Below are 22,337 nucleotides of genomic sequence, written 5' to 3'. Positions count from 1 at the left end.
AGCCCTACCGTCCGTGACATGAGCTTCGGAACGTTACCCAACGCACTCGTCGTCGTCGCCGTGGTCGTCCTGGTCCTCGCCCGGCGGATGTCCTGGTCCGAGCTGGAGAATTCCGACACCGACGTCTGGCGCGGGCCGCTGATCCTGATGGCGGCCGGGGTCTACCAGTTGTACGACCGGCACACCGGCCTCGGCTTCCTCGACGTCGTCCTGCTGGTCATCGGCGCCGCGGTCGCCCTGATCGCGGGCACTGCCTCCGGCCGGGTCGCTCAGGTCGAGCGGCGGGCCGGGAAGGTGTTCTTCCGGCTCGGGACGCCCGGGCTCGCCATCATGGTGGCCTATCTGGTCGTCCGGCTCGGGCTGGCAGGAGTCGGGCACCTGCTCGGCGCCTCGATGTCCGGTGGCCCCGCGCTGATGGTCTCGATGGGTGCGAACCTGTTGACTCAGTCTGTGGTCATCCAGAACAAGGCCCGTCGCGAGGCAGAGGAGTACAGCACCCGGTGAATCTGAAGGCGCTGCTGCCGACCCGGCCGCACGGCGAGAGCGGCTGGGTCGGCCGGATCCTCACCGCCGGCGTCGTGGTCGCCGTACTGGCGACCGCGCGCCCTGCCGACGGGTGGGTCTGGGTCGTGCTCACCGTGAGCTTCGTCGTCTTCGTCATCGGCTCCGTGCTGATGGCGTCCCGTCCGTACGCCGCCCTCGTGCTGCTGTCCGCGGTCGCAGTCACCAACGCCCTGATCGCCGGCTACCCGCAGTCGAACTCGCTGGCCCTGGTGCTGGTCGCGATCACGGATATTGCCGTCATCGACTTCGAACGGCACGGCAATCGGCCGATCGTTGCTGCGGGCATCGGTGTCGCGGCGGCGTACGCCGGATCGGCGTGGTGGTTCGGCCAGCCGGACACTTGGTATTTCACCCAGTTGCTGTGGACCGCCGTACTCGTCGCGTTCGGGTTGAATCGGCGGCAGTACGAGGTGCAGGCCCGGCAGACCGAGCAGTTGCTGGAGCAGACCCGACTGGCGCAGAGCGAGCACGCCCGGGCTGCCGCGCTCGAGGAACGCGGGCGGATCGCGCGTGAGCTGCACGACGTACTCGCGCACTCGTTGGGTGCGTTGAGCGTTCAGCTCGAGGTGGCCGAGGCGCTGCTCGACGAGCGCGATGATACCGAGGGCGCGTTGGAGCGGGTACGCCGGTCGCGGCGGCTCGCCGTACAAGGGCTGACGGAGGCTCGCAACGCGGTAGCTGCGCTGCGGGCCGATTCGGTGCCGGACCTGGCGGAAGCAGTCGCGGCGCTGGCCGAACAGCATGAGAACGACCACGGTACGGCGGTGCGGCTGAGCGTGACCGGGACGGTCGTGCGGGCCGATTCCGGGGTGACTGTTGCCTTGCTCGGCGCTGCTCGGGAGGCGCTGACGAATGCGGCTCGGCACGCGCCCGGTCAGCCGATCGAGCTGCAGCTGGCTTACTCCGAGGGTGTGCGCCTGTCCGTGCGGAACAAGGGAGCGACAACCGGCGAGGGGTTCGGGCTCGCCGGGATGCGCGAGCGGCTGGCCCTGGTCGGTGGGACGCTGACGGCGGGTCCGGACGGGGACGACTGGCTGGTGGTCGCGGAGGTGCCGAATGAGTGATGCGATCCGCGTGGTGGTGGCCGACGACCAGCAGGTCGTGCGTGAAGGTCTGGTGGCGCTGCTCGGGCTGATTGACGGTGTCGACGTCGTCGGCGCTGCCGCGAACGGTGCCGAAGCCGTCGAGCTGGTTGCTGGAGGCAACGTTGACGTGGTGCTGATGGATCTGCGGATGCCGGTCCTCGACGGCACGCAGGCGACGGCGCGGATCACGGCCGACTTCCCGGACGTCGCCGTCCTGGTGCTGACGACGTACGCCGATGATGCGTCGATCGCGAACGCCCTGCGTGCCGGAGCGCGCGGCTACCTGACGAAGGACGCGGGCCGTGCCGAGATCGGCGCCGCGCTGCGGTCGACCGCGGCCGGGCAGTCCACGTTCGATCCCGAGGTGTCCAAGCGTTTGATCGCCGGGCTCGCACCCGAGTCGTCCGGCAGCGACGGGCTGACCGCGCGCGAGACCGAAGTATTGCGGTTGATCGCGCGCGGACTGAGCAACCCGGAGATCGCCGGGAAGCTGTTCATCAGCGAGGCGACCGTGAAGACGCACATCAACAACACGTTCGCGAAGATCGGCGCCCGGCACCGCGCGGAGGCGGTCCGGTATGCCTACCGGAAAGGAATCGCGTCAGATTCGTAGCTCGGCGACGACTGGGCGGTGGTCGCTGCCTGTGGGCTTCATCACCCAGGCTTTGGTGGGTGTGACGCCGCGCACGAGGATGTGGTCGATCCGCGCCATCGGGAACTTCGACGGCCAGGTGAAGCCGAACCCGGTGCCGGCCGCTCCCTGCGCCGAGCGCAGTCCGGAGGTCAGCGGGGCGAGGCTGCGGTCGTTCGCCGTGCCGTTGAAGTCGCCCATCACGATCACGCCGGCCAGTTTCTCGTCGGCGATCTGCCGGCCGAGCGCCTTGATCGTGTCGTTGCGCTGATCCGACGTGAAGCCGCTGGTGCCGACGCGCACGGAGGCGAGATGAGCGACGTACACTGCGACCTTGCCCTCCGGCGTGCTGACCTCGGCGCGGAAGGCGCGGGTCCACGCGAACCCGACGTCGACCGACTTGGTCTCCACCAGCGGGTACTTCGACCAGAGGGCGACGGTGTCGCGGGACACCTGGTACGGGTACTTCGCGGCGAACGCGGCCTTGTAGACCTTGAGGTCGGACGGGGTGATCTCCTCCAGCGCCATCACGTCCGCGCCGGCGCCGAGCAGGTCGTTCGCGGTCGCCTTCGGGTCCGGGTTGGCGGCGTCGACGTTGTGCGTGAGCACGCGCAGGTCGTACGCGCCGCCCGAGCCCTTGCCCGGGAGCAGCAGGTCACCGAACATCACGCCCCAGACGAGCGCGGGGACGAGCAGGGCGACGCCTGCGGTCGCGGAACGCCGAACCAGAGCCGCGACGGCGAGGATCGGCACGGCCAGGCCGACCCACGGCAGGAACGTGTCGAGCAGGCTGCCGAGGTTGCCGATCGAGTTCGGAACGTAACGATGGAAGATCAGTGTCAGCGCGGACAGGATCGCCAGCGCCGCGATGAACCAGCCGCGACGCCATCGACCGCCCTTCTTGCGTCGGCTCGCGTTGCTGCGCGACGGCGGTTGGCGGGTGGCGACTGCGGTTTGGCGGTCCGGCATGCAGCGATTGTTGCGGACACCGGGGCCGGACCAAAGTCGGTGGGCGGTCGAGTTCGGCGATTTCATCCGTCCGGACGACCGTTCCGGCCGTTCTGATGAGGAATCCGCGAGAACTCTGGTGCCTCGGAGTGACAGGCCCGACAATGCCCGTATGCCGTCAGCGCATCAACTCAGTCAGCCGTTCGTCGTCAAACGCCGCGGGATCGGCACCACGACGACCGCGCTTGCGGTGGGGACCGTCGTGTTCGGGCTGATGGTGGCGCTGACTCTGGTGATCGTCGTGGTGCAGGCGATCCGTGGGGAATCGATCCGGGAGCCGCTCGAGGCCGTGTGGCTGGCCTGGGGCGGTACGCCGCTGATTTTCGCGGTCGGGCTGCCGATCTTGTTGCTGGCGGGGGCGATCACGGCGCTGGAGGAGCGGCGTGAATCCGACGAGGACGACGTACTGCTGACTGTTGACGACTCGGGCATCTATCTGGGCGGGGAGCAGCCTCGGGCGATTCCCTGGGGGCAGATCCGCGGGGTGTGCCGGCTCGAGCGACACGAGGTCAACGACGAGGGCGACGAGATCTGGGAGCCTCGGCTGGTCGTGATGTTGCTGGACGAGGGGATGCTGCCCCGCAGCACGAAGGCGTGGGGACCGTCGTGCCCGTGGCCCGGCAGCCACGAGATTCTCGGCAGACCCCTCCTGTACGACGAACTTGTCACCGCCGTCGCCCAACGCGCGCCACACATCCAGGTCACCAATCGAGGCAGAGTCGCCGACTGACCGCCCCAGATCCGTTGCCTGGAGCAACGGGTGAGGGCTGATCCAGCGGCTCAGGCTCGTTCGTGCGCCTCGTAGCTGCGAGGATGGCGGGGTGGAGCGCCGAAGTGCGGGAGACGGTGTGGTCGGGCGTGCTCGCGGCCCGACGCGTCGGGGCGGGCGGATTCTCGACGTACAGGGCGCTGCTGAACACAATCTGCGCGCTGTCGACGTGTCCTTCGGGCCGGGGCTGACGGCTGTTGTCGGGGTGTCGGGGTCGGGGAAGTCGTCGTTGGCGTTCGACGTGGTGTACGCCGAGGCGCGGCGGCGGTTCGTCGAGTCGTTGGCCCTCGGAGGGAACAACGCGCGCGTTCCTGCCGCGAGGGTTCGGCGGATCGAGGGCCTGGGCCCGGCGGTGGCGGTGGCTCAGAACGTGCTCAACCGGAACCCGGCCTCGACGGTGGCGACGTCCGTCGGCCTGCACCCGTTCTTGCGAATCTTGTACTCACGCTTTGCCGAGGTCGAATGCCCGCACTGCCACCTACCGGTCCGGGCGATCTCGGCCGAGGAGCGCCTGACGACCGCTCTGGACCTGCTCGCCCGCAACGACGGCCTCGACGTCGAAGTCGCGATCGTTCGCGGGCTGGTTGGGAGTCACACACGACTGCTCGCCGGTATCCGAGGACAGTTCGCCCAGGTCACGGTCGACGGACGCCCGCGGTCGACGACCTCCAAGAGCCGCCTCGACCCGGCGCTCCCCCACGACATCGTCGTACGAGTGGCCACCCTTCACCCCGGCATGTCGGCAGCCGAGGTCCGGGCGACGCTGGAGCAAGCTGACGGGTTGGGCCGGCCCGAGGTGCTGCTCGGTGGTACGCCGGTACTGCGGGCGCCGATCTGTCCGCAATGTGGCGCCTGGGTCCGGCCGCTCGCACCGTCGGCGTTCCGGGGTGACAACGACACCTCGTCGCATCGCATCGCCGGCGTCACGCTTCAGGAGCTGACAGCTCGATCCGTGACCGAGGTCCTTGACTTCGTGCAGGAGCTCCCGCTCGGGTCGCGCGCTCAGCGCATCCAGGACGAGTTGCTGAGACGGCTGCGTCCGCTGCAAGAGCTCGGCCTTGGGTACCTCGCCCTCGACCGGTCGATGCCGACGCTGTCGCGCGGCGAGGCGCAACGAACGCGGCTCGCCGTCGTACTGTCGGGGCGCCTCGAAGACCTGCTGCATGTCCTCGACGAGCCGACGATCGGGTTGCATCACAACGATCTCAGCCGACTGCTCGACGCCATCGCTGCGCTTCCGGGACCGGTGCTGATGGTCGAACACGACCCGTTGGCCGTTGCCATGGCCGACGATGTCGTGGAGATCGGGCCTGGCGGCGGCGACGGCGGAGGGCGGTTGGTCTTCCAGGGTCCGCCCGCGGAGCTGTGGCGAGCCGGAACAGCCTCGGGCCTCGGCTTCTCCGCCGGCGCACGCCGACAGCGAGCGCAACGCCCGATATCCGGCGACCGGATCCGCATGACGGGCGCGAACCTGCGCAACCTCAGCGCTGTCGACTGCGAGATCTCGCTCGGATCGCTGACCGTGATCACCGGGCCGTCGGGAGCAGGCAAAACCACCCTCACCCAGGAGGTGCTGCTGGCATCCCTGCGCGAGCGTGCCCCGGTCGGATGTACGGCGTTCGACGCGCCGGCGACCCGCGCTCGTGCGGTGGATCAGGCTCCGCTGGGCAACAACCCGCGGTCGAATCCGGCGACGTACACCAAGGTGCTCGACCGGATCCGCGACGTCTTCGCGGACGAGACCGGACGATCGCCATCGGAGTTCACCTTCAACCGGGCGGAGGGTGCGTGCCCGGACTGCGAGGGCATGGGGTCAGTGGCGATCGGCATGAGCTCGCTCGCGCCGATCTGGGTTCCGTGCGAGACCTGCGACGGCCGGCGCTACCGTCCTGAGGTCCTCGAGGCGACCTGGGCGGGTCGGTCGATCGCCGACGTGTTAGCTCTAAGTGTCGACGAGGCCACTGCGGTGTTCGCTGAGCACCCTTCGGTGAGCCGCATCCTGCAACCACTACAGGAGGTCGGGCTCGGCTATCTGACGCTCGGGCAGCCGTCTCCGAGTCTTTCCGGTGGCGAAGCCCAACGCGTCCGGCTCGCCCGCGAGGTGGCCAAGGCGCGGTCCGGCGACCTCGTGCTGCTCGACGAACCCACGACAGGTCTGCATCCCGGCGACCTCGATCGGCTCCTGGCGGTGCTCGACCGGCTGACGGACAGCGGTTGCACGGTAGTCGTCGTCGAACATCAGCCCGACGTGATCGCCGCAGCCGACTGGCGCATCGATCTGGGCCCGGGCGGGGGTCCCGACGGCGGACGGCTGCAGCACTGCGGGCCTCCCGTTGCCGACGAGCAGCCGCCGGTGCGGCCTCGCGCCAAGCCGCGCACCAGCCGCCGGTCCAGCGACACCATCCAGGTCCGAGGCGCCCGCGCCCACAACCTGCACGGAGTCGACGTTGACTTCGCCAAGGACAGGTTCACCGTCGTCACCGGCGTATCGGGTTCGGGCAAGTCGTCGTTGGTCCACGACGTCCTCGAGTCGGAGGCGACCAGGCGACTGCTCGAATGCTTGTCGGTCTACGAGCGGCAGTCGGTCCGAGAGGGACCGGAGGCTCCGGTCGATTCCCTGACCGGCCTGGGTACGACGATGAGCATCGACCCGTCCGGCCTGAGCTTCGACGGGCGCGGGCCGGGCTTCTACGTCTGGGACGCCGACCGGGTCACCGTCGGCCGGTCCACCGACCTCGACCGCCTGCTCGCCGTGGTCATCGCGAAGGCCGGCGTCCGTACCTGCCTTTCCTGCGGAGGCGAGACCGTACGCCGGACGTCCCCGAAGCCGGAGTCGCCGTGGAGCTGCAGCGACTGCGGGACCAGCGCGGTGCCGATCGAGCCGCGTCATCTGGTCGGGTCACCCGTGTCGATCTGTCCGCAATGCCTGGGTCTCGGAGTCGAGCGAGAGTTCGAATTCGACAAGCTGATCGTGAACCCGGACGCGCCTGTCTACGGCGGCGTGTTCGGCGGCATGCTGGCGTGGTTCGGCACAACCAGTGGGGAGGAGCCGCCGATCCGCTCGCTGGCCGAGCGCTACGGGTTCGACTTCGACCGCACCCCTTGGAAGGCGTTGAGTGACGAGGCCCAGCACGCCGTTCTGTATGGTGACGCGTTCTGGCGCGGGTTGAACGCGTGGGCCGCGAACGACGTCGGCGGCACGGTCTCGACCGCGTCCCCATGTCGGGAGTGCGCCGGCCGGCGGCTGCGCGCGCCGTACCTGACGATCCGACTGCAGGGACTCGCGCGGGACGAGTTCTTTGCAGCCTCGCTCGCGGATCTGGAGGTCGTGCTGACCTCGATGGAGGTACCCAACGATCCACAGGCTGCGGAGGCCCGGACCGTCGCGCTGCGTCGGCTCGGCTTCCTGCGTTCCGTCGGGCTGGGCTATCTTCACCTGAATCGGGCGACCTGGACGCTCTCGGCCGGCGAGGCACAACGGATCAAGTTGGCGTCGGTGCTCGGCGACGGACTGGTCGGCATGACGGTGCTGCTGGACGAACCGTCGAGGGGTCTGCATCCCGCTGAAGTCACCGCACTGGCCGGGACGCTGACCGAGTTGCGGGCCGCCGGCAACACGGTCATCGCCGTCGAGCACGACCCGATCATCATCCGCGCGGCCGACGACGTGATCGAGATCGGCCCCGGTGCCGGGCCGTCCGGCGGTCGCCTGGTCGGTCTGGACAGCGCGCAGTCGGTGACGCGAGCGATCCTCGACGGACGGGTTCCGGCGGTACGCCGCGACCGCCGTCGGGAGCCGGCCGGTTGGATGAAGGTGACCGGAGCGCGCGAGAACAACCTCGACGGCCTCGACGCCGACGTACCCCTCGGCGTGCTGGTCGGGGTCTGCGGGGTGTCCGGGTCGGGAAAGTCGTCGCTCGTCGTCGACACCGTCGCGCTGGGTCTCGTCCGACCGAAGACCAACATTCCCGGCCGCGGTGCGATCCGCGTCCGGCCCGGCGACCACGACACCATCTCCGGTGCGCCGACCCGAACGGTGGTGGCCGACCAGTCCCGCGCGGAGATCACGTCACCCGGAATGTTCCTCGGGCTCAGCGGCGCCGTCCGGAAGGAGTTCGCCGCGAGCGAGGCCGCGATCGAGCAGGGCATCACGATTAAGGACCTGAGCTACGGCTGCGACGCTTGCAAGGGCAAAGGCACGTGGCAGCAGGACATGTCGTTCCTGCCGTCGGTTCGCCAGACCTGCGACGCCTGTGGCGGAACCGGCTATCGCCGCGAGGCCGCCGCTCTGCTCGATCGGGGCCGGAGTCTGGCCGATATCGAAGCGCTCACGATCGCCGAGCTGGTCGACGAGTGGGGCGACCTCGACGCCGTACGACGGGTGGGCGGCGCCGCCGTCGAACTCGGACTCGGCTACCTGGTACTGCGACAGCCGGGCTGGAGCCTCTCGGGCGGCGAAGCGCAGCGGCTGAAGCTTGCCAAGGAGTTCGCCCGGACGACGAAGGCAACCGCTCTGTACGTGCTGGACGAACCGACCGTCGGCCTACACGCCACGGATGTCGCGGTACTCGTCCGCACGCTCGACACCCTCGTTGCCGCTGGCAACAGCGTGCTCGTGGTCGAACACGATCCGGCCTTCCTCGCCGCCTGCGACTGGCTCATCGAGCTCGGACCGGGTGCGGGCCCGGACGGCGGCCGGATCGTCTTCGAGGGGCCGCCCGAGGCGATGGTTGACACGCCGACCGCGCCGCATCTGCTCGAGGTGCTGCGATGAACGTCGGAACCCTGTTGCTCGGAGATCCGTCCCCTTCGTTGCGGTGGCGAGCCGCCCGCGAACTGGAGGGCGCGAAGGACGAGGACGCCGAGGTAGCCGCGTGGCGTGCCGAGATTGATGGGAGCCCGGAGATCGAGGCACTCGTCTCGCGGCTGGTAGCGGCCGGGCCCTATGACGCGGGGCATCTGCTCTGCCAACTCGCCTACCTCGGCTATCGCGGACCGGCGATGGCGGCCGCGGCCGAGAAGCTCTTCGCCGTACAGCAACCGGATGGCTCGTGGTCGGTTCCTGGCCCGGTCGAGGGTCCTCGCTTCATCACGATGCACACCGTCGTACCGCTGCGTGGCATCGCCGCCGCGGGCTTCGCGACCGATCCCCGGGCCGAGCGTGCCTACGAGTGGCTGCTCGGCGTCCGCCTCTCCGATGGGTCGTGGCCCGCGGGCCCGAAAGCCGATCTCGGACAGGCGGGCCGCCCGGCCCCGCCGGAAAAGGAGTACCGCCGGTTGACTCGCGGGCTAGGGTGCCGATCGGCGACGACCGGCGCGGTCGCCTGCTTGGCGATGCATCCCGAGCGACGGCGATCCGACGCCGCACGGATCGGCGTCGACCACCTGCTCGCCCGCGAGACCCGAGACGCGTCGACGATCGGTTGGGAGGTGTCCCGGCTCGCCGGGCTCGAACGGGCGATGGGCCAGATCACGTTCTACGCCACCTTCGACCTCGCCTTCCTGCTCGACCTCGCCTCACGATGCGGCGTCTCCCCACAGGACCGCCGGATTCACGACCTGGTCGACTACTTGGAGAGCCTCCGCGGGCCTTACGGGCTGTGGCAACACGCCGTCCATCCACAGCTCGCCGGTTGGCTGACCCTCGATCTGGAGACCAGCCTGCGCCGCCTCGACGACGGCGACTGGATCGGCAACGAGGAGCCCGCCGGCTTCACGCCGTACCAGCGCGGACCACACCGCTACTGACGCATCGCGCGGGGGTAGCCCGGTCGCGGGTTAGCGTCGGAGTATGACGGCTCCTGACATCAACAGTCCTGAAGAGCAGGTCCGCTACCAGCGAGGGCTGGAGGTGCTGAACGCGGTCGACGGCGGCTCCGCGCCCGCCGTGATGGAGAACCTCGCCGACATCGCACCGGCCATGGCTCACCACATCGTCGCGTTCGGCTTCGGCGACATCTATTCGCGCCCTGGCCTGGACCCCAAGCAGCGCCAACTCGTCACACTGGGCATCCTCACGGCGCTGGGCGGCTGCGAACCTCAGCTCGAGGTCCACATCCGCACGTCGCTCAACGTCGGCCTGACCCCGACCGAAATCGTCGAAACCTTCACCCACGCAGCCGGGTACGCCGGATTCCCCCGCGCGCTCAACGCGATCGGCGTGGCCAAGCGCGTCTTCGCCGAGCGCGATCTACTGCCCGTCAAGGAGAACTGATGGCCAAGCTGGTCTACTCCGCGATCGCCTCACTCGACGGGTACGTCGAGGACGCCGAGGGCAGCTTCGACTGGGCCGCACCGGACGCGGAGGTCCACGCGTTCGTCAACGAACTGGAACGCCCGATCGGCACGTACCTGTACGGGCGCCGGATGTACGAGACGATGGCCTACTGGGAGACCGCCGCGGACCCGTCGCCCGTCAGTCAGGAGTACGCGAACATCTGGAAAGCGGCTGACAAGGTCGTCTACTCGCGGTCACTGGACGCAGTTACCACCACCCGCACACGCCTCGAACGCGACTTCACCGCCGAGTCGGTGCAACAACTGAAGGACTCGTCCACCACCGACCTCAGCATCGGCGGCGCAGAACTAGGCGGCCAGGCCCTCCAAGCAGGCCTCGTCGACGAGATCCACCTCCTCCTCAACCCGGTCATAGTCGGCGGCGGCAAACCCGCCCTACCCAACAACCTCCGAGCAAACCTGACCCTCCTCAACGAACACCCCTTCCCCAGCGGCGTCGTCCACCTCCACTACACCGTCCGGCCCTAGCGCAGCGACGAAGGAAGCGGCCGCGTAGCACGCGGGGGCTTACTAGCTAGCCGTTCGGGCCGAGGAGTTTCTCGAGGTCGGAGAGGACGTCCATGGCGCCCAGCGGGCCGAGGCCCAGGAACCAGACCTCGTCGTCGACGCGTGCCGACTTACCCGCCTTCACCGCGGCCAGCGACTTCCACAGGTTGCCGTTGACAACCTTGTTCTCGTCGGTCGTGTCCGGCTTGCCGTAGCTGGAGTAGAAGATCCAGTCGCCGGCAGCCTTGCCGATGTTTTCCTGCGACACCTCGACCGCGAGATCCTGCACGTCCTGGATCTTGGGCCGCGGCAGGCCGATGTCCTTCAGGATGACGCCGATGAACGACAGGTTGCCGTACAGCCGGATCTCCCCCGGCCGGAAGCGGACGAGCGAGATCGTCGGCGAGCCCTGGACCTTGGACTTCACCTCGTTGGCGCGCTTCTGGTAGTCGTTCAGGATTGCGGTGGCCTTGTCCTCCTCGCCGACCGCGTCCGCGACCAGCAGGAAGTTCTCCTTCCACGGGAAGCCGGGGCGGATGCTGAAGACGGTCGGCGCGATCGCGCTGAGCTTGTCGTATAGGTCGTTCGCGCGCAGTTTGCTGCCGAGGATGAGGTCCGGCTTGAGCGCCGCGATCGCCTCGAGGTTGAGTTCGCTGATGCCGCCGACCGTCTTGATGCCCTGCGCCTTATCGGCGAGGTACGACGGTACGCCGTTCTGCCCCGCGGTCGTCGCCATGCCGACGGGCGTGATGCCCAGGGCCAGTACGTCGTCCAGCTCGCCGCTGTCGAGCACGACTACGCGCGACGGCTTCGCCGGGATCTTGGTCTCGCCGAGCGCGCCCTTCACAGTCCGCGGGAACACTCCGGGCGCGGCGTCCGAGCCGAGTTTCGCGGTCTCGGCGTCAGCGGTGCTGAACAGCCGCCCGCCGGTCGCCACGTCCTTGTCCCCGACGCCGGTGTCCGCGCTCTTGGTGTCACCACCACCGCAGCCCGCCACGAGCAGGACGGCGGCCGACACGACGATTCCCATCAGCTTCTTCACGAACGTTGAGCCTACAACAACCAAGGTTAGGCAGACCTAACCAGGTCCACTTGTTGGCCGGCCGCGAGCTCCACAGTCCGCTCCCCGTCCGGCAACACGATGCGGTGCGTGCCCGCATGCGACGCCCGTACGACGGCCTCCGTCAGTACGCCGTCCCGCCACGCCACGTCGAACGACAGACCGCCCCGCGCAAGCAGCCCGCGGAACGAGCCGTCGGGCCACTCGGACGGCAGTGCCGGCAGAACGCGGATCACGTCGGTGTGACTCTGCAGCAATAGCTCCGGGATGCAGCCGGTCATCCCGAAGTTCGCGTCGATCTGGAAGATGTCGCCGTCGCGGTGCAGAAGGTTGTCCGACACGAGTCGACCCAGATAGTCCTGAATCACTGCAACTGCCTTCGAAGGCTCGAACAATCGCGCCCACAGCGCCACCAACCAGGCCGCGGTCCAGCCACCGTTCACAGCGTCATCGGTCCGCAGGTCCAAGGAAGCACGCGCGGCCGCAGCCCACTCCGGCGTACGCGTCGGGTCGATCTCGGCGCCCGGATACAACCCGTAAAGATGCGACTGATGCCGATGCTGCGGCTCGGACGGCTGCCAGTCCGTCGGCCACTCGTACAACCGGCCGTCCGGCGTCACCCGCACCGAAGGCAGGCGATCACGAGCCGCCGCAGCACGCGAAGTCAACGACGAGTCGAGCCCCAGGGCCTCAGCGGCTTCAGCCAGGTTCGCGAACAGTTCGCGGATCAGCCAGATGTCGTACGTCGAGGTCAGGTCGACGGAAGCCTTCGAGCCCGACGGCAAGATGAAATGATGCTCCGGCGCCGTCGACGGGATGAACTGCAGCACTCCATCGCCATCCTCGACGAGCATCGAGAGCACGAACTCCGCCGCGCCTGCGATCAACGGGTACGCCCGGTCGCGGAGGAAATCCACGTCCAGCGTGAACCGGTAGTGCTCCATCAGATGCGCCGTCAGCCAGACCCCGCAGGTCGCGCACATCGCCCAGACGGGATCGTCACCACCCGCGCCGACCGGCCAGGTCGCGCGCCACAGGTCCGCGTTGTGATGCGAGACCCACCCCGGCGCGTCGTACAGGATCCGCGCGGTCTCGGCGCCGGACGACGCCAGGCCCTCGATCAAGTCGACCAGAGGGTCGAAGCACTCGTGAAGGCCGGTCAGGTCAGCCGGCCAGTAGTTCATCTGGGTGTTGATGTTGTTGGTCCAGTCGCTGGCCCACATCGGCCGGCGGTCCTGGTTCCAGATGCCTTGCAGGTTGGCCGCCTGCGTCCCGGGGCGGGAGGACGCCATCAAGAGGTACCGCCCGAAGTTGAAGGTCAGCGCGACCAGGTCCGGATCGTTGCCCCCGGCAGCTGCCGCCTTGATCCGCTCGTCGGTCGGCAATTCACTGGGCGCACCCAACGAAAGCGACGAACGGTCGTACAGCGTCGCATGATCCTCGACATGACGCGCACGAAGCTTGTCCACAGCAACCGAATCGAGGACCTCCACCGCAGCAGCCAAAGCAACCAACGGATCCCGCCCCGGCGGCACTGACCAGCCGGCGAACGTACTTGCCGCCGACAACACGACTGTCACGCTGTCCGCACCACGGACCACAACGCCCGCGTCCGAAGCCACCGACGTCCCACCATCGACCAGCGCCCGGAGCGCGACACCGAACCCGATCCCGCGCCCTTCCTCGTACCGGATTGGATCCGGCCGATCCCGGTACTCGATCGTCAGATCCGACGGCGCATGCCCGACGACGCCATAGGTGCCATCGGCAACTTCCGGCCGGACCGGATGCTGACTCTCCAACGACAGTTCGAGATCGACAGCACCCGGCCGGCCGGCCGTGATCGTCCACACCATCACCTGGTCCGGGGTGGACACGAAGGTCTCACGCCGGAACCGGGTGCCGTCCACTGTGTAGTCCACACCGACGATCCCGGTGCGCAGGTCCAAACTCCGCCTGTAGTCCGCACCCACGCCGGCCGACCGGATCACCAGGTCGGCGAGCGGCTGGTACGACTCCACCAACGGACCCTGTAACGCGCGGGTCCGCTCGGTGGCCGCCAGCCGATCACCTTCCTCCAGCAACAACCGCCGTACGTCGGCCAGCACCGCCGGCCCGTCCGGCACCGTCAAGGTGCGCGGACCGTCACCCGACCAGACGTCGTCGAGGTTGAGCGCGATCCGCTCCTCACCGACCCGGCCGAACACCTTCCCGCCGAGATGCCCGTTGCCCACCGGCAAAGCCTCGAACCAATCAGGTGCAGGGGTGCGGAACCACAGTTCGCCGGTCATGGGGCCTCCCGGCCTGGACTGAGGAGCGGAGGGAGCGAAGCGACCGGAGCGACGAGGGAAGGACGGGAGTTACAGCCCCATGACCCGCCGCGCCGGAGGCGTGGCATCGGTACAGACATGAGGAGTTACTTGCTCCCGGACTTGTACTTGTCGTAGGCCTGCTGGTTGATCTGCAGGTACCGCGGCATGCCGGTGCTCTCCAGACCCTTCACGTACGCGTCCCAGTCGGTGTCGATGTTCTTCGAACCGGTGATGAACGCCAACTGGTTCTGGTTCACGTAGTTGTTCAGGTTCGTCTGCAGCGTGGCGATCTCACCGCTCAGGCTCGGGTCCGGCCACATGAACGACTGGGGGAACCACTGCGACTTGTCGACATGTCCCTCGTACTGCTTGGTCGCCTCCCACAGCCGCCGCTCCAGACCGGCGCCCGAGTAGATGTCCTTCGGCACGACCTGCGCGTTCCGGAAGGCCAACGTGTTGTTGTACTGACCGAGCGCGCCCCAGCTGATGTTCTTCGGGGCGTTCTGCGCCGGCTTGTACAGCGGCTTGGTGCTGGCGTCGAGCGCGATGTCACCGGCAGCGGGCTTGGTCCAGCCGACACCCTCCGGGCCCATGTTGGTGATCATCTGACCCTCGTCGCTGTAGATCCAGTCGAGCATCTTGATCGCCGCGACCTGGGCCTCCTTACTGGCCTTGTTGGTCAGCATGAACGTGTAGCCGGTCGAGGTCGGGTGGTTGTACCCGGTGTAGCTCTTGCCCTCCGGACCGGTCAGCGGCGGAACGGCGTCGTACTGCTTGTCGCGGCCGTCCTTGGAGTCGAGCTGGACGAAGATGCCCGGCCACAGGACCGGCACCGATCCGAGCTTGACCGCCTTCGGGTCGTTGCCCTGCGCCTGCAGCGCCTGCGCGTTCTGGGTGAACGCCGCCTGGTCGATCAGGCCGTCCTTGTAGAGGCCGTGGATGTACTTCAGGCCTTCCTTCCACTGGTCCGAGGTCACCGGCGTGACGACCTTGTCGCCGTTCAGGGTGAGCAGCGACCGTACGCCGTTGTTCGCGCCGACCGGGTCATAGGCGAACGCGTTCATCAGGTACGCGATCAGGCTGCTGTCCTGGACGTCGGTGGTCATCGGGATCTCGTCGGCCTTGCCGTTGCCGTTCGGGTCCTTGGTCTTGAACGCCTCGAGCACCTTACGCAGGTCATCGGTGGTCTTGGGCACCTGCAGGCCGAGCTTCTTCAGCCAGGTGCTGTTGATCCACAGCTTGTCCGGGTAGGTGCAGTGGAAGCAGTCGGCCCACTGCGGCAGCGCGTAGATGTGACCGTCGGGCGCGGTCGCCATCTCCTTGTATTCCTTGTTGCTGTCGAGCACCTTCTGGATGTTCGGCGCGTTGTCCTTGATCAGGCCCTCGAGCGGCACCGCGACGCCCTGCTGGCCGAGCTTGAGCACCTCGGCCTGGGTGAACGCGTCGACCCACGGGATCAGGAAGAACAGGTCCGGGTAGTCGCCGCTGGCCAGCGCGATCTGCCGCTTCTCCTTGGCCGGCCCGGCGTCGTACGTCGTGGTCTGCCAGCGGAACTGGATCTTGAACTTGTCGCTGACGATCTTGGTGACCGCGTTGGTGGTCAGGTTGGTGCTGGAGTCCGACGGCGTGAACGTGTCGATGACGACCTTGCCGTCGGCCGAGGTCTCGTTCGCCGCTCCCTTGGACGATTTGTCCGAGCTGCACGCCGCCAGGGCGAGCGCACCGGCGGCCGCCAGCGCGACGACCTTGCTCACGGATGAGCGCATTGCTGTGTTCCTCTCTGAAGTGGGCCGGGTTCAGCCCTTGACCGCGCCGACCATTACGCCCTTGGTGAAGTGGCGGGCGACGAACGGGTAGATGATCAGTACGGGCAGACTCGAGATGACGATCAGCGCGTACTTGAGGACGTTGGCCAGCTGCTGCTGTTCGAGCTGCTGGGCCAGGTTCGTCGTGGTGGTGGATCCGGTGAGGGTGTTCAGGATCAGCACGTTGCGGAGCACGATCTGCAGCGGGTACAGACCGGGATCCTTGAGATAGATCAGGGCGTCGAAGTAGCTGTTCCACTGGAAGATCGCGTACATCAGCGCGATCACCGCGATCACCGGCTTCGACAGCGGCAGCACGATCGACCACAGGAAGCGCAGGTCACTGGCCCCGTCGATGGTGGCCGCCTCGTACAGCTCGTCCGGGATCGTCGAGCGGAAGAACGTGCGGGCGATGATCACCTGCCAGACCCCGATCGCGCTCGGGATCACCATCGCCCAGCGGGTGTTCAGCATCCCGAGGTCCTGGACCACCAGGTACGTCGGGATCAGGCCGCCGGAGAACAGCATCGTGAAGATCAGCACGCTCATGATCACGTTCCGGCCGAAGAACGTCCGGCGGGACAGCGGGTACGCGATCGCGATCGTCAGCGTGACACTGATCAGTGTCCCGCCGATCGCGTAGATGAACGAGTTCAGGTAGCCCTTCATGATCAGCGGATCGCTGAAGGCTTCTTTGTAGGCACGGATACTCGGCTCGATCGGCCAGAACAGCACCCGCCCCGCACTCACCGCCGACGGGCTGCTGAACGAGTTCGCGACGATGTAGATCAGCGGGACCGCGACGATGATCAATGCCAGCCAGAGCATGATCTTCACGCCGGCCAGGAAGATCTTGTCGGTCCGCGTCTCCTCGATCGCGGTGCGCTTCGAGCTGTCCGGACGCTGCGCCGTACGCCGGAAGCCTTGCAGTGTGACGCTCATGACCAGAGTCCGTTTCCGGTGATGCGCTTGGCGACGAAGTTCACGCCGAGCAGGAGGAAGAGGTTGATCACCGAGTTGAAGAGCCCGATCGCGGTCGCCATGCTGAAGTCCGCGTTCAGCAGACCGGTCTTGTAGACGTAGGTGGCGATGATCTCGGACTGCGCGGTGTTCAGCGGGTTCTGCAGCAGGAACGCCTTCTCGAACCCGATCGACATGATGTTGCCGACGCCGAGCACCAGGATGATCACCGCGGTCGGCATGATCCCCGGCAGGTCGACGTGCCGGATCCGCTGCAACCGGCTGGCGCCGTCGATCCGCGCCGACTCGTGCAGCGCGGGGTCGATGCCGGACAGTGCGGCCAGGTAAATCACCGCGGAGTACCCGGTGGTCTGCCAGACGTCGGACCAGACGTAGATGTGACGGAAGTAGTTCGGGTTCCCGAGGAAGTCGATCGACGGTACGCCGAACAGCCCGATCGCGTCGTTCACGAAACCGAGCCGTGGCGACAGCACCAGGATCGTCATCGAGACCACCACGACGGTGGAGATGAAGTACGGCGCGTACGTGACCAGTTGGACGGTCTTCTTGAACCGGCCGTTACGGATCTCGTTCAGCGCGATCGCCAGGATGATCGGGATCGGGAAGCTGGCGAGCACCGTGTAGACCGACAGCAGGAAGGTGTTCTTCACCAGGGTCCAGAACACCGGATTCTGGAAAAACAGCTCGAAGTTCTTGAAGCCGACCCAGTCGCTGCCCCACGGGCCCTTGACCGGGCTGTAGTCCTTGAAAGCGATCACCGCGTTGGCGATCGGGATGTACTTGAAGATGACGAAGTACGCGAGCGGTACGACGACCAGCAGGTACAGCTGCCAATGCCGCCGCAGGCTCCGCCGGGCCTGGGTCCGCCGGGACGTTCGCGGTGGCTTCCGGGCAGCCGTCTCACCCGCCCGCGGCGCCGCTGGCGCCGGCGCCGGTTTCACCTCGAAGGTTGCGCTCACTCCGCATCCTTTCCCTCACGCGCTGGAGTGGAACCGATATCCGATAGGATCTCGGGTTTCGCTATCCCGGAGGATGACACACAACCCCTCCGGAGCGGAAGACTTCCCGGCCCGGTCGATACCGGACGGTGACCGATACGCCCGATTCCCTTGCACACAAGGAGAATCCGGTGTTGCCTGCAGCAACTACCGGGCGGCAAACGCCGAATGATCCGATGGCCAGCCACCGGATCCGGGCACACACCGATCAAGCCCGGAGTCGCTCTGAGCCACCGACACCGGACCGATCCACAATTTATTTCTTCCGTTAACTATATAGCAGTCAACCCGCCCGCCGGTCCTCATGTCAAGACCCGAACTTGTCCAGATGCCGGGTGATCATCGCCTCGTCGAACCGCCCGCCGTGCTGCCCGTTCCACAGCCCCGCCATCACCATCAACACCTGCAACACAGCTTGTAACGGCTCGATCGCGGCAAGCTCGGATTCGTTGAGTGGATGCGTAGTTGCCCGTTGGTATCCGGTCAGCAATCCAGGCGCCAGATCCAGCCGCGCGATCACGAACTCCCAGGCGGGGCTGTCGGGGTGAGCGAGGTCGAAGTCGATCACGCCGGCGAGCCTGCCGTCGTCGTCGAAATGCACGTTCCAGCTGGCGAAGTCGCCGTGGACGATCGTCTGCGGCAGTCGCAGCAGGTCGACTCCGCGCTCCCAGCTCTGGAACTCCCCCATCACGTCGAGGTCAGCCGCCTGAAAGAACCCAGGCCGCGACCCGAGTTCGAGGTCGCGCAAGTCAGCGTGGAGGCGGGCCAGCAACTCGCCCCGCTCGGCTTGCTGTGCCGCAGTCTCTTCCTTGTGCGGCTGCCCCGGCACGAACTGCGTGACGGCCCACAGGCGGTCGTCGTACCGGATCGGGCCGGCAATCTTCGCGGGTACGCACCATCCGCGTCCCGTGAGGTGGTCGAGAACCTTGGTCTCGTACGCGAGGTCCAACTCGCTCCGCAGCACGTGATAGCGACGGAGGACGTGGTGCTCACCGTCCCGCGTCCACAGATGCCAGTTGCCGTTGCCTGCAGAGTCGTCATCACCTGGTCGGGTCGGTTCGATGCGCTCCGCGTCGAGACCGAGTGCGGCCACGATCGCGTCCAACGAAAGAGGCATCAGACGTCGCTCGGGATCCTGTTCGTTGCCTCGACCACGTCGAGGGACCAGGCGGCGAGGGATTGGAGGGGTTCGGGGTTTAGTTCGTGCCAGCGGTGGCGGCCGGTGAGGGTGGTTCGGACTACCTCGGCTGTCTGGAGGATCTTGAGGTGTTGGGACACCGCGGGCCGGCTGATGGGGAGGAGTTCGGCCAGTTGGCCGGTGGTGGCAGGGCCCTGGGCCAGGCGGGTCACGATTCGGCGGCGGGACGCGTCGGCCAGCGCGGTCAGGACGGCGCCGATCTCGATCGCCACAGCGCTCCTCCCATCGCGTAAGCCGGACCTTACGCGTAAGGATCTACTTACGCAATGCGGCGAAAACCTGACCCGACCATCACGGGGGAACGGCCGGGCCAGGCAGTAACGATAGTACCCCGGATCACCGCCTGTGGTCGGCAAATCCGGAGGCGGACGCGCCGGGTCTCGTCTACCCTGAGCGACATGCAAACCCGCTCCTGAAAGCGCACCTCCGCGGGCCTGACACGGGCCGCCGTCGTGCGTCACGCCAAGCGCTGGACCGCCGGTCGCGCTTCGTCATGCCCGCACACGCTTTCGGGAGCACTTCGACATGTCTGTCTACCGGTCCGCGGACGCTGTTCGGACGTACTACGTCTACAACGCCGCCTGGTCGTTCCTCGCCGCACTGTCCTTCACCCTCAGCGCGGTCTATTACGTCCGCGACGCCGGCCTGAACCCGCTGCAGATGGTCCTGGTCGGGACCACGCTCGAGCTCGCCTGCTTCCTCTTCGAGATCCCCACCGGCATCGTCGCCGACCTCTACAGCCGCCGGCTCTCGATCATCATCGGCTTCGCCCTGATCGGCGCCGGCTTCCTGCTCCAGGGCCTGGTGCCCGCGTTCCTCGCGATCCTCGCCGCGCAGGTGCTGTGGGGCGTCGGCTTCACGTTCACCTCGGGCGCCGACCAGGCCTGGATCACCGACGAGATCGGCACCGAGCGCGCCGCTCCGGTCTTCGTCCGCGCCCAGCAGTTCGAACTGGGCGGCAGGATCGTCGGGATCGTCAGCGCCGGCGCACTCGGTCTGATCAGCCTGCCGCTGCCGATGGCGATCTCCGGCGCCGGGATGATCCTGCTGGCCCTGATGCTCGCGGTCTTCATGCGTGAGCAGAACTTCCACCGGACCCCGAAGCACGAGCGCGAGACGTTCCGGCAGATGGCCGAGACGTTCAAGAGCGGCCTCGACGCGGCCCGGCGGCGTCCCGTCGTACGCACGCTGGTGATCATCAGCCTGATCTCGGGCCTGGCCAGCGAGGCCTTCGACCGGCTGTGGTCGGTCAAGATCCTGAACTTCAGCTTCCCGACCGTGTTCGGTACGTCGGACCCCGCGTTCTGGTTCACGGTCCTCGCACTCGTCGGGACCCTGCTGTCGCTGTTTACGTCCCTCGTGCTGAACCGGCTCTCCCCCGACCGCCTGTCCGCAACACATCCGACCGGCATCCTCGCGACGCTGGCAATGCTGCAGGTGGTCGGCATCTGCTCCTTCGCGCTGCTCGGGAACCTCTGGCTCGCGCTCGCCGCGATGTGGCTGAACACCGTCGCAGGCACCCTCGCCTACCCGATCGAGTCCGCCTGGCTGAACCGCCACGTCGACTCGAAGTCACGCGCGACGGTGATCTCGATGGTCTCGCAGGCGAACGCGATCGGTCAGGTCGTCGGCGGCCCGCCGCTGGGCGCCCTCGGCCGTGCCTCGCTGCGCGCTGCATTGCTGGCATCCGGTCTGATCTGGCTACCGATCCCGGCGCTCTATCTCAAGCTCCGCGCCACCAACGCCCGGCGAGGCGGCCCGCCGGCACTGACCAACCCGGCACCAGCGGACGGCTCGCCGCTCATCAGTACTGGCGAAGCGGCGCCCGAGCGCGATTGATCAGTGCGGGCGGTCCGCGCTCAGTCCTCGATCTTGACGCGGACCTCTTCCCGGCGGTTGTCGTATGAGGACTTGATCAAGCTGGCGACCGTGGTGACGAACAGCGTGCCGACGATGAAGCCGAGCGACGTCAGGATGCCGATATGCGGTAGGTGGATCGCGCCGATGTCGTCGATGTGCGAGCCGTGCAGCGCCTCGATGATCAGCTTGACGCCGATGAAGGCGAGGATCACCGACAGGCCGACGTTCAGGTAGATGATCCGCTCGAGCAGGCCGCCGATCAGGAAGTACAGCTGGCGCAGGCCCATCAGCGCGAACGCGTTGGCGGTCAGCACGATGTACGCGTCCTGGGTGAGGCCGAAGATCGCCGGGATCGAGTCGAGCGCGAAGATCACGTTCGCCATCCCGATCGCGGCGATCACGATCACCAGCGGCGTCATCAGCCGGCGACCGTCCAGACGGGTGGTCAGCTTGTCGCCGTCGTAGTTGTGCGAGATCGGGAGAATCCGGCGCATCCCCCGCAGTACGGCGTTCTCCTGGAAGTCGCTCTCGTCGTTCTCACCCTCGAGCGCCAGCCGGACGGCGGTATAGACCAGGAAGGCGCCGAAGATGTAGAACACCCAGCTCGCCGCCGAGATCGCCGCCGCGCCGGCCAGGATGAAGATCGCCCGCAGCAGCATCGACACGACGATGCCGATGTACAGCACCTTGTCCTGCGCCAGGCTCGGTACGGCGAAGCGCGCCATGATGATCACGAACACGAACAGGTTGTCGACGCTGAGGCTGTACTCCGTGATGTACCCGGCGACGAACTCGCTGCCGCTCTGGCCCGGGCTGAACAGGAACAGGCCGAGCGCGAAGAGTCCCGCGAGGCCGACATAAAACAGCACCCACCGGGTCGCGTCCTTGATCGTCACGGTGTGGTTGCGGCGCGCGATCACGACCAGGTCGAACGCGACGATCGCGAGCAACCCGATGATCGTGAGCACCCAGACAACGGGTGGCATGACAGAGACCATAACGAACCTCCGGACGTCGGCGAACAGCAAGCTTGGTCCGGAGGTCTCTTCCACCCGAGCGGTCCTCGAACTCGACCAGCTCGGGCCGGCAGCACCGGTTCGGCCGCCCAGGCCTCCCGTGATGACGACACTGCCGTGGCGGAATACTCCCCTCCACAAACGCAACAAGTATATCCGGGCCTGATTCATTCCCGGTCACACCCGTCCCGTTCACCCGGATCGTATACCGCATACTGACTCCAATGCTAGAGGAGAGACACGAGTGTCTCAAATGGGTTAGGCTTG

At 67.2% G+C, this 22,337-nt stretch carries 18 protein-coding genes; 9 read left to right on the top strand and 9 right to left on the bottom strand.

Annotated elements, in window-relative coordinates; translation table 11 throughout:
• The first annotated feature begins 18 nt into the window (after positions 1–18).
• From EV653_RS01610 to EV653_RS01600, 3 genes are read left to right on the top strand one after another with little or no spacing between them, the layout of a single operon-like run.
• Positions 19–504 carry a DUF1453 family protein gene (locus EV653_RS01610; protein WP_134097228.1) on the top strand — a complete coding sequence of 162 codons (486 nt, stop codon included), beginning with the start codon at positions 19–21 and terminating at the stop codon, positions 502–504.
• Positions 501–1,628 carry a sensor histidine kinase gene (locus tag EV653_RS01605; RefSeq protein ID WP_202871451.1) on the top strand — a complete coding sequence of 376 codons (1,128 nt, stop codon included), beginning with the start codon at positions 501–503 and terminating at the stop codon, positions 1,626–1,628. The genes EV653_RS01610 and EV653_RS01605 overlap by 4 nt, the downstream gene beginning before the upstream one ends.
• Positions 1,621–2,262: a response regulator gene (locus EV653_RS01600; RefSeq protein WP_134097226.1), complete on the top strand. Its 642-nt coding sequence runs from the start codon at positions 1,621–1,623 to the stop codon at positions 2,260–2,262. Before EV653_RS01605 ends, EV653_RS01600 begins: the two co-directional genes overlap by 8 nt.
• Here EV653_RS01600 and EV653_RS01595 read toward each other — a convergent pair.
• The gene (locus EV653_RS01595) at positions 2,251–3,249 is read right to left on the bottom strand and encodes an endonuclease/exonuclease/phosphatase family protein (RefSeq protein ID WP_134097224.1); all 999 of its coding nucleotides are present in this window, start codon (positions 3,247–3,249) and stop codon (positions 2,251–2,253) included. The two genes, EV653_RS01600 and EV653_RS01595, sit on opposite strands and share 12 nt — an antisense overlap.
• A 151-nt stretch (positions 3,250–3,400) precedes the next feature.
• Between EV653_RS01595 and EV653_RS01590 the strand changes: the two genes are divergently transcribed.
• From EV653_RS01590 to EV653_RS01570, 5 genes are all read left to right on the top strand, one after another.
• Positions 3,401–4,018 (top strand): hypothetical protein, encoded by a 618-nt coding sequence (locus tag EV653_RS01590; RefSeq protein ID WP_134097222.1) that lies wholly within the window; start codon positions 3,401–3,403, stop codon positions 4,016–4,018.
• Between the two features lie 91 nt (positions 4,019–4,109).
• On the top strand, positions 4,110–8,831 hold the full coding sequence (locus EV653_RS01585) for an ATP-binding cassette domain-containing protein (RefSeq protein WP_134097220.1): 4,722 nt from the start codon (positions 4,110–4,112) through the stop codon (positions 8,829–8,831).
• A complete protein-coding gene (locus EV653_RS01580) occupies positions 8,828–9,805 on the top strand; it encodes a hypothetical protein (RefSeq protein WP_134097218.1) in 978 nt (325 codons plus the stop codon). The genes EV653_RS01585 and EV653_RS01580 overlap by 4 nt, the downstream gene beginning before the upstream one ends.
• A 43-nt stretch (positions 9,806–9,848) precedes the next feature.
• Positions 9,849–10,271, top strand: coding sequence for a carboxymuconolactone decarboxylase family protein (locus EV653_RS01575; RefSeq protein ID WP_134097216.1), 423 nt, complete (start codon positions 9,849–9,851; stop codon positions 10,269–10,271).
• Positions 10,271–10,822, top strand: coding sequence for a dihydrofolate reductase family protein (locus EV653_RS01570; RefSeq protein ID WP_134097214.1), 552 nt, complete (start codon positions 10,271–10,273; stop codon positions 10,820–10,822). Before EV653_RS01575 ends, EV653_RS01570 begins: the two co-directional genes overlap by 1 nt.
• A gap of 46 nt (positions 10,823–10,868) precedes the next feature.
• Here EV653_RS01570 and EV653_RS01565 read toward each other — a convergent pair whose 3' ends face one another.
• The 7 genes from EV653_RS01565 to EV653_RS40920 all read right to left on the bottom strand — a co-directional run bounded on the left by EV653_RS01565 (position 10,869) and on the right by EV653_RS40920 (position 19,406).
• On the bottom strand, positions 10,869–11,882 hold the full coding sequence (locus tag EV653_RS01565) for an ABC transporter substrate-binding protein (RefSeq protein WP_238159497.1): 1,014 nt from the start codon (positions 11,880–11,882) through the stop codon (positions 10,869–10,871).
• Positions 11,883–11,908: 26 nt separating this feature from the next.
• Positions 11,909–14,191 carry a glycoside hydrolase family 95 protein gene (locus EV653_RS01560; RefSeq protein ID WP_134097212.1) on the bottom strand — a complete coding sequence of 761 codons (2,283 nt, stop codon included), beginning with the start codon at positions 14,189–14,191 and terminating at the stop codon, positions 11,909–11,911.
• A 125-nt stretch (positions 14,192–14,316) separates the two neighbouring features.
• Entirely contained in the window at positions 14,317–15,978 is a 1,662-nt protein-coding gene (locus tag EV653_RS01555; RefSeq protein ID WP_134097210.1) for an extracellular solute-binding protein, read from the bottom strand.
• Between the two features lie 30 nt (positions 15,979–16,008).
• The gene (locus EV653_RS01550) at positions 16,009–16,959 is read right to left on the bottom strand and encodes a carbohydrate ABC transporter permease (RefSeq protein ID WP_134097208.1); all 951 of its coding nucleotides are present in this window, start codon (positions 16,957–16,959) and stop codon (positions 16,009–16,011) included.
• Entirely contained in the window at positions 16,956–17,957 is a 1,002-nt protein-coding gene (locus EV653_RS01545; RefSeq protein ID WP_134097206.1) for an ABC transporter permease, read from the bottom strand. Before EV653_RS01545 ends, EV653_RS01550 begins: the two co-directional genes overlap by 4 nt.
• Positions 17,958–18,303: 346 nt before the next feature.
• The gene (locus EV653_RS01540) at positions 18,304–19,113 is read right to left on the bottom strand and encodes a phosphotransferase enzyme family protein (protein ID WP_134097204.1); all 810 of its coding nucleotides are present in this window, start codon (positions 19,111–19,113) and stop codon (positions 18,304–18,306) included.
• Complete coding sequence (locus EV653_RS40920) at positions 19,113–19,406, bottom strand: ArsR/SmtB family transcription factor (RefSeq protein WP_166679263.1); 294 nt, start codon at positions 19,404–19,406, stop codon at positions 19,113–19,115. Before EV653_RS40920 ends, EV653_RS01540 begins: the two co-directional genes overlap by 1 nt.
• A gap of 313 nt (positions 19,407–19,719) precedes the next feature.
• Here EV653_RS40920 and EV653_RS01530 point away from each other — a divergent pair, with 313 nt between their 5' ends.
• Positions 19,720–21,033, top strand: coding sequence for an MFS transporter (locus tag EV653_RS01530; RefSeq protein WP_134097200.1), 1,314 nt, complete (start codon positions 19,720–19,722; stop codon positions 21,031–21,033).
• A gap of 20 nt (positions 21,034–21,053) precedes the next feature.
• On the opposite strand, the gene EV653_RS01525 is transcribed toward EV653_RS01530, so the two are convergent.
• A complete protein-coding gene (locus EV653_RS01525; protein WP_134097198.1) occupies positions 21,054–22,040 on the bottom strand; it encodes a TerC/Alx family metal homeostasis membrane protein in 987 nt (328 codons plus the stop codon).
• Positions 22,041–22,337: the final 297 nt, after the last annotated feature.

Source organism: Kribbella pratensis (assembly GCF_004365355.1).
Taxonomy (GTDB): Bacteria; Actinomycetota; Actinomycetes; order Propionibacteriales; family Kribbellaceae; genus Kribbella.
Note: the sequence above shows the minus strand (reverse complement) of the source record. Positions and strands in the feature narration are given on the sequence as shown.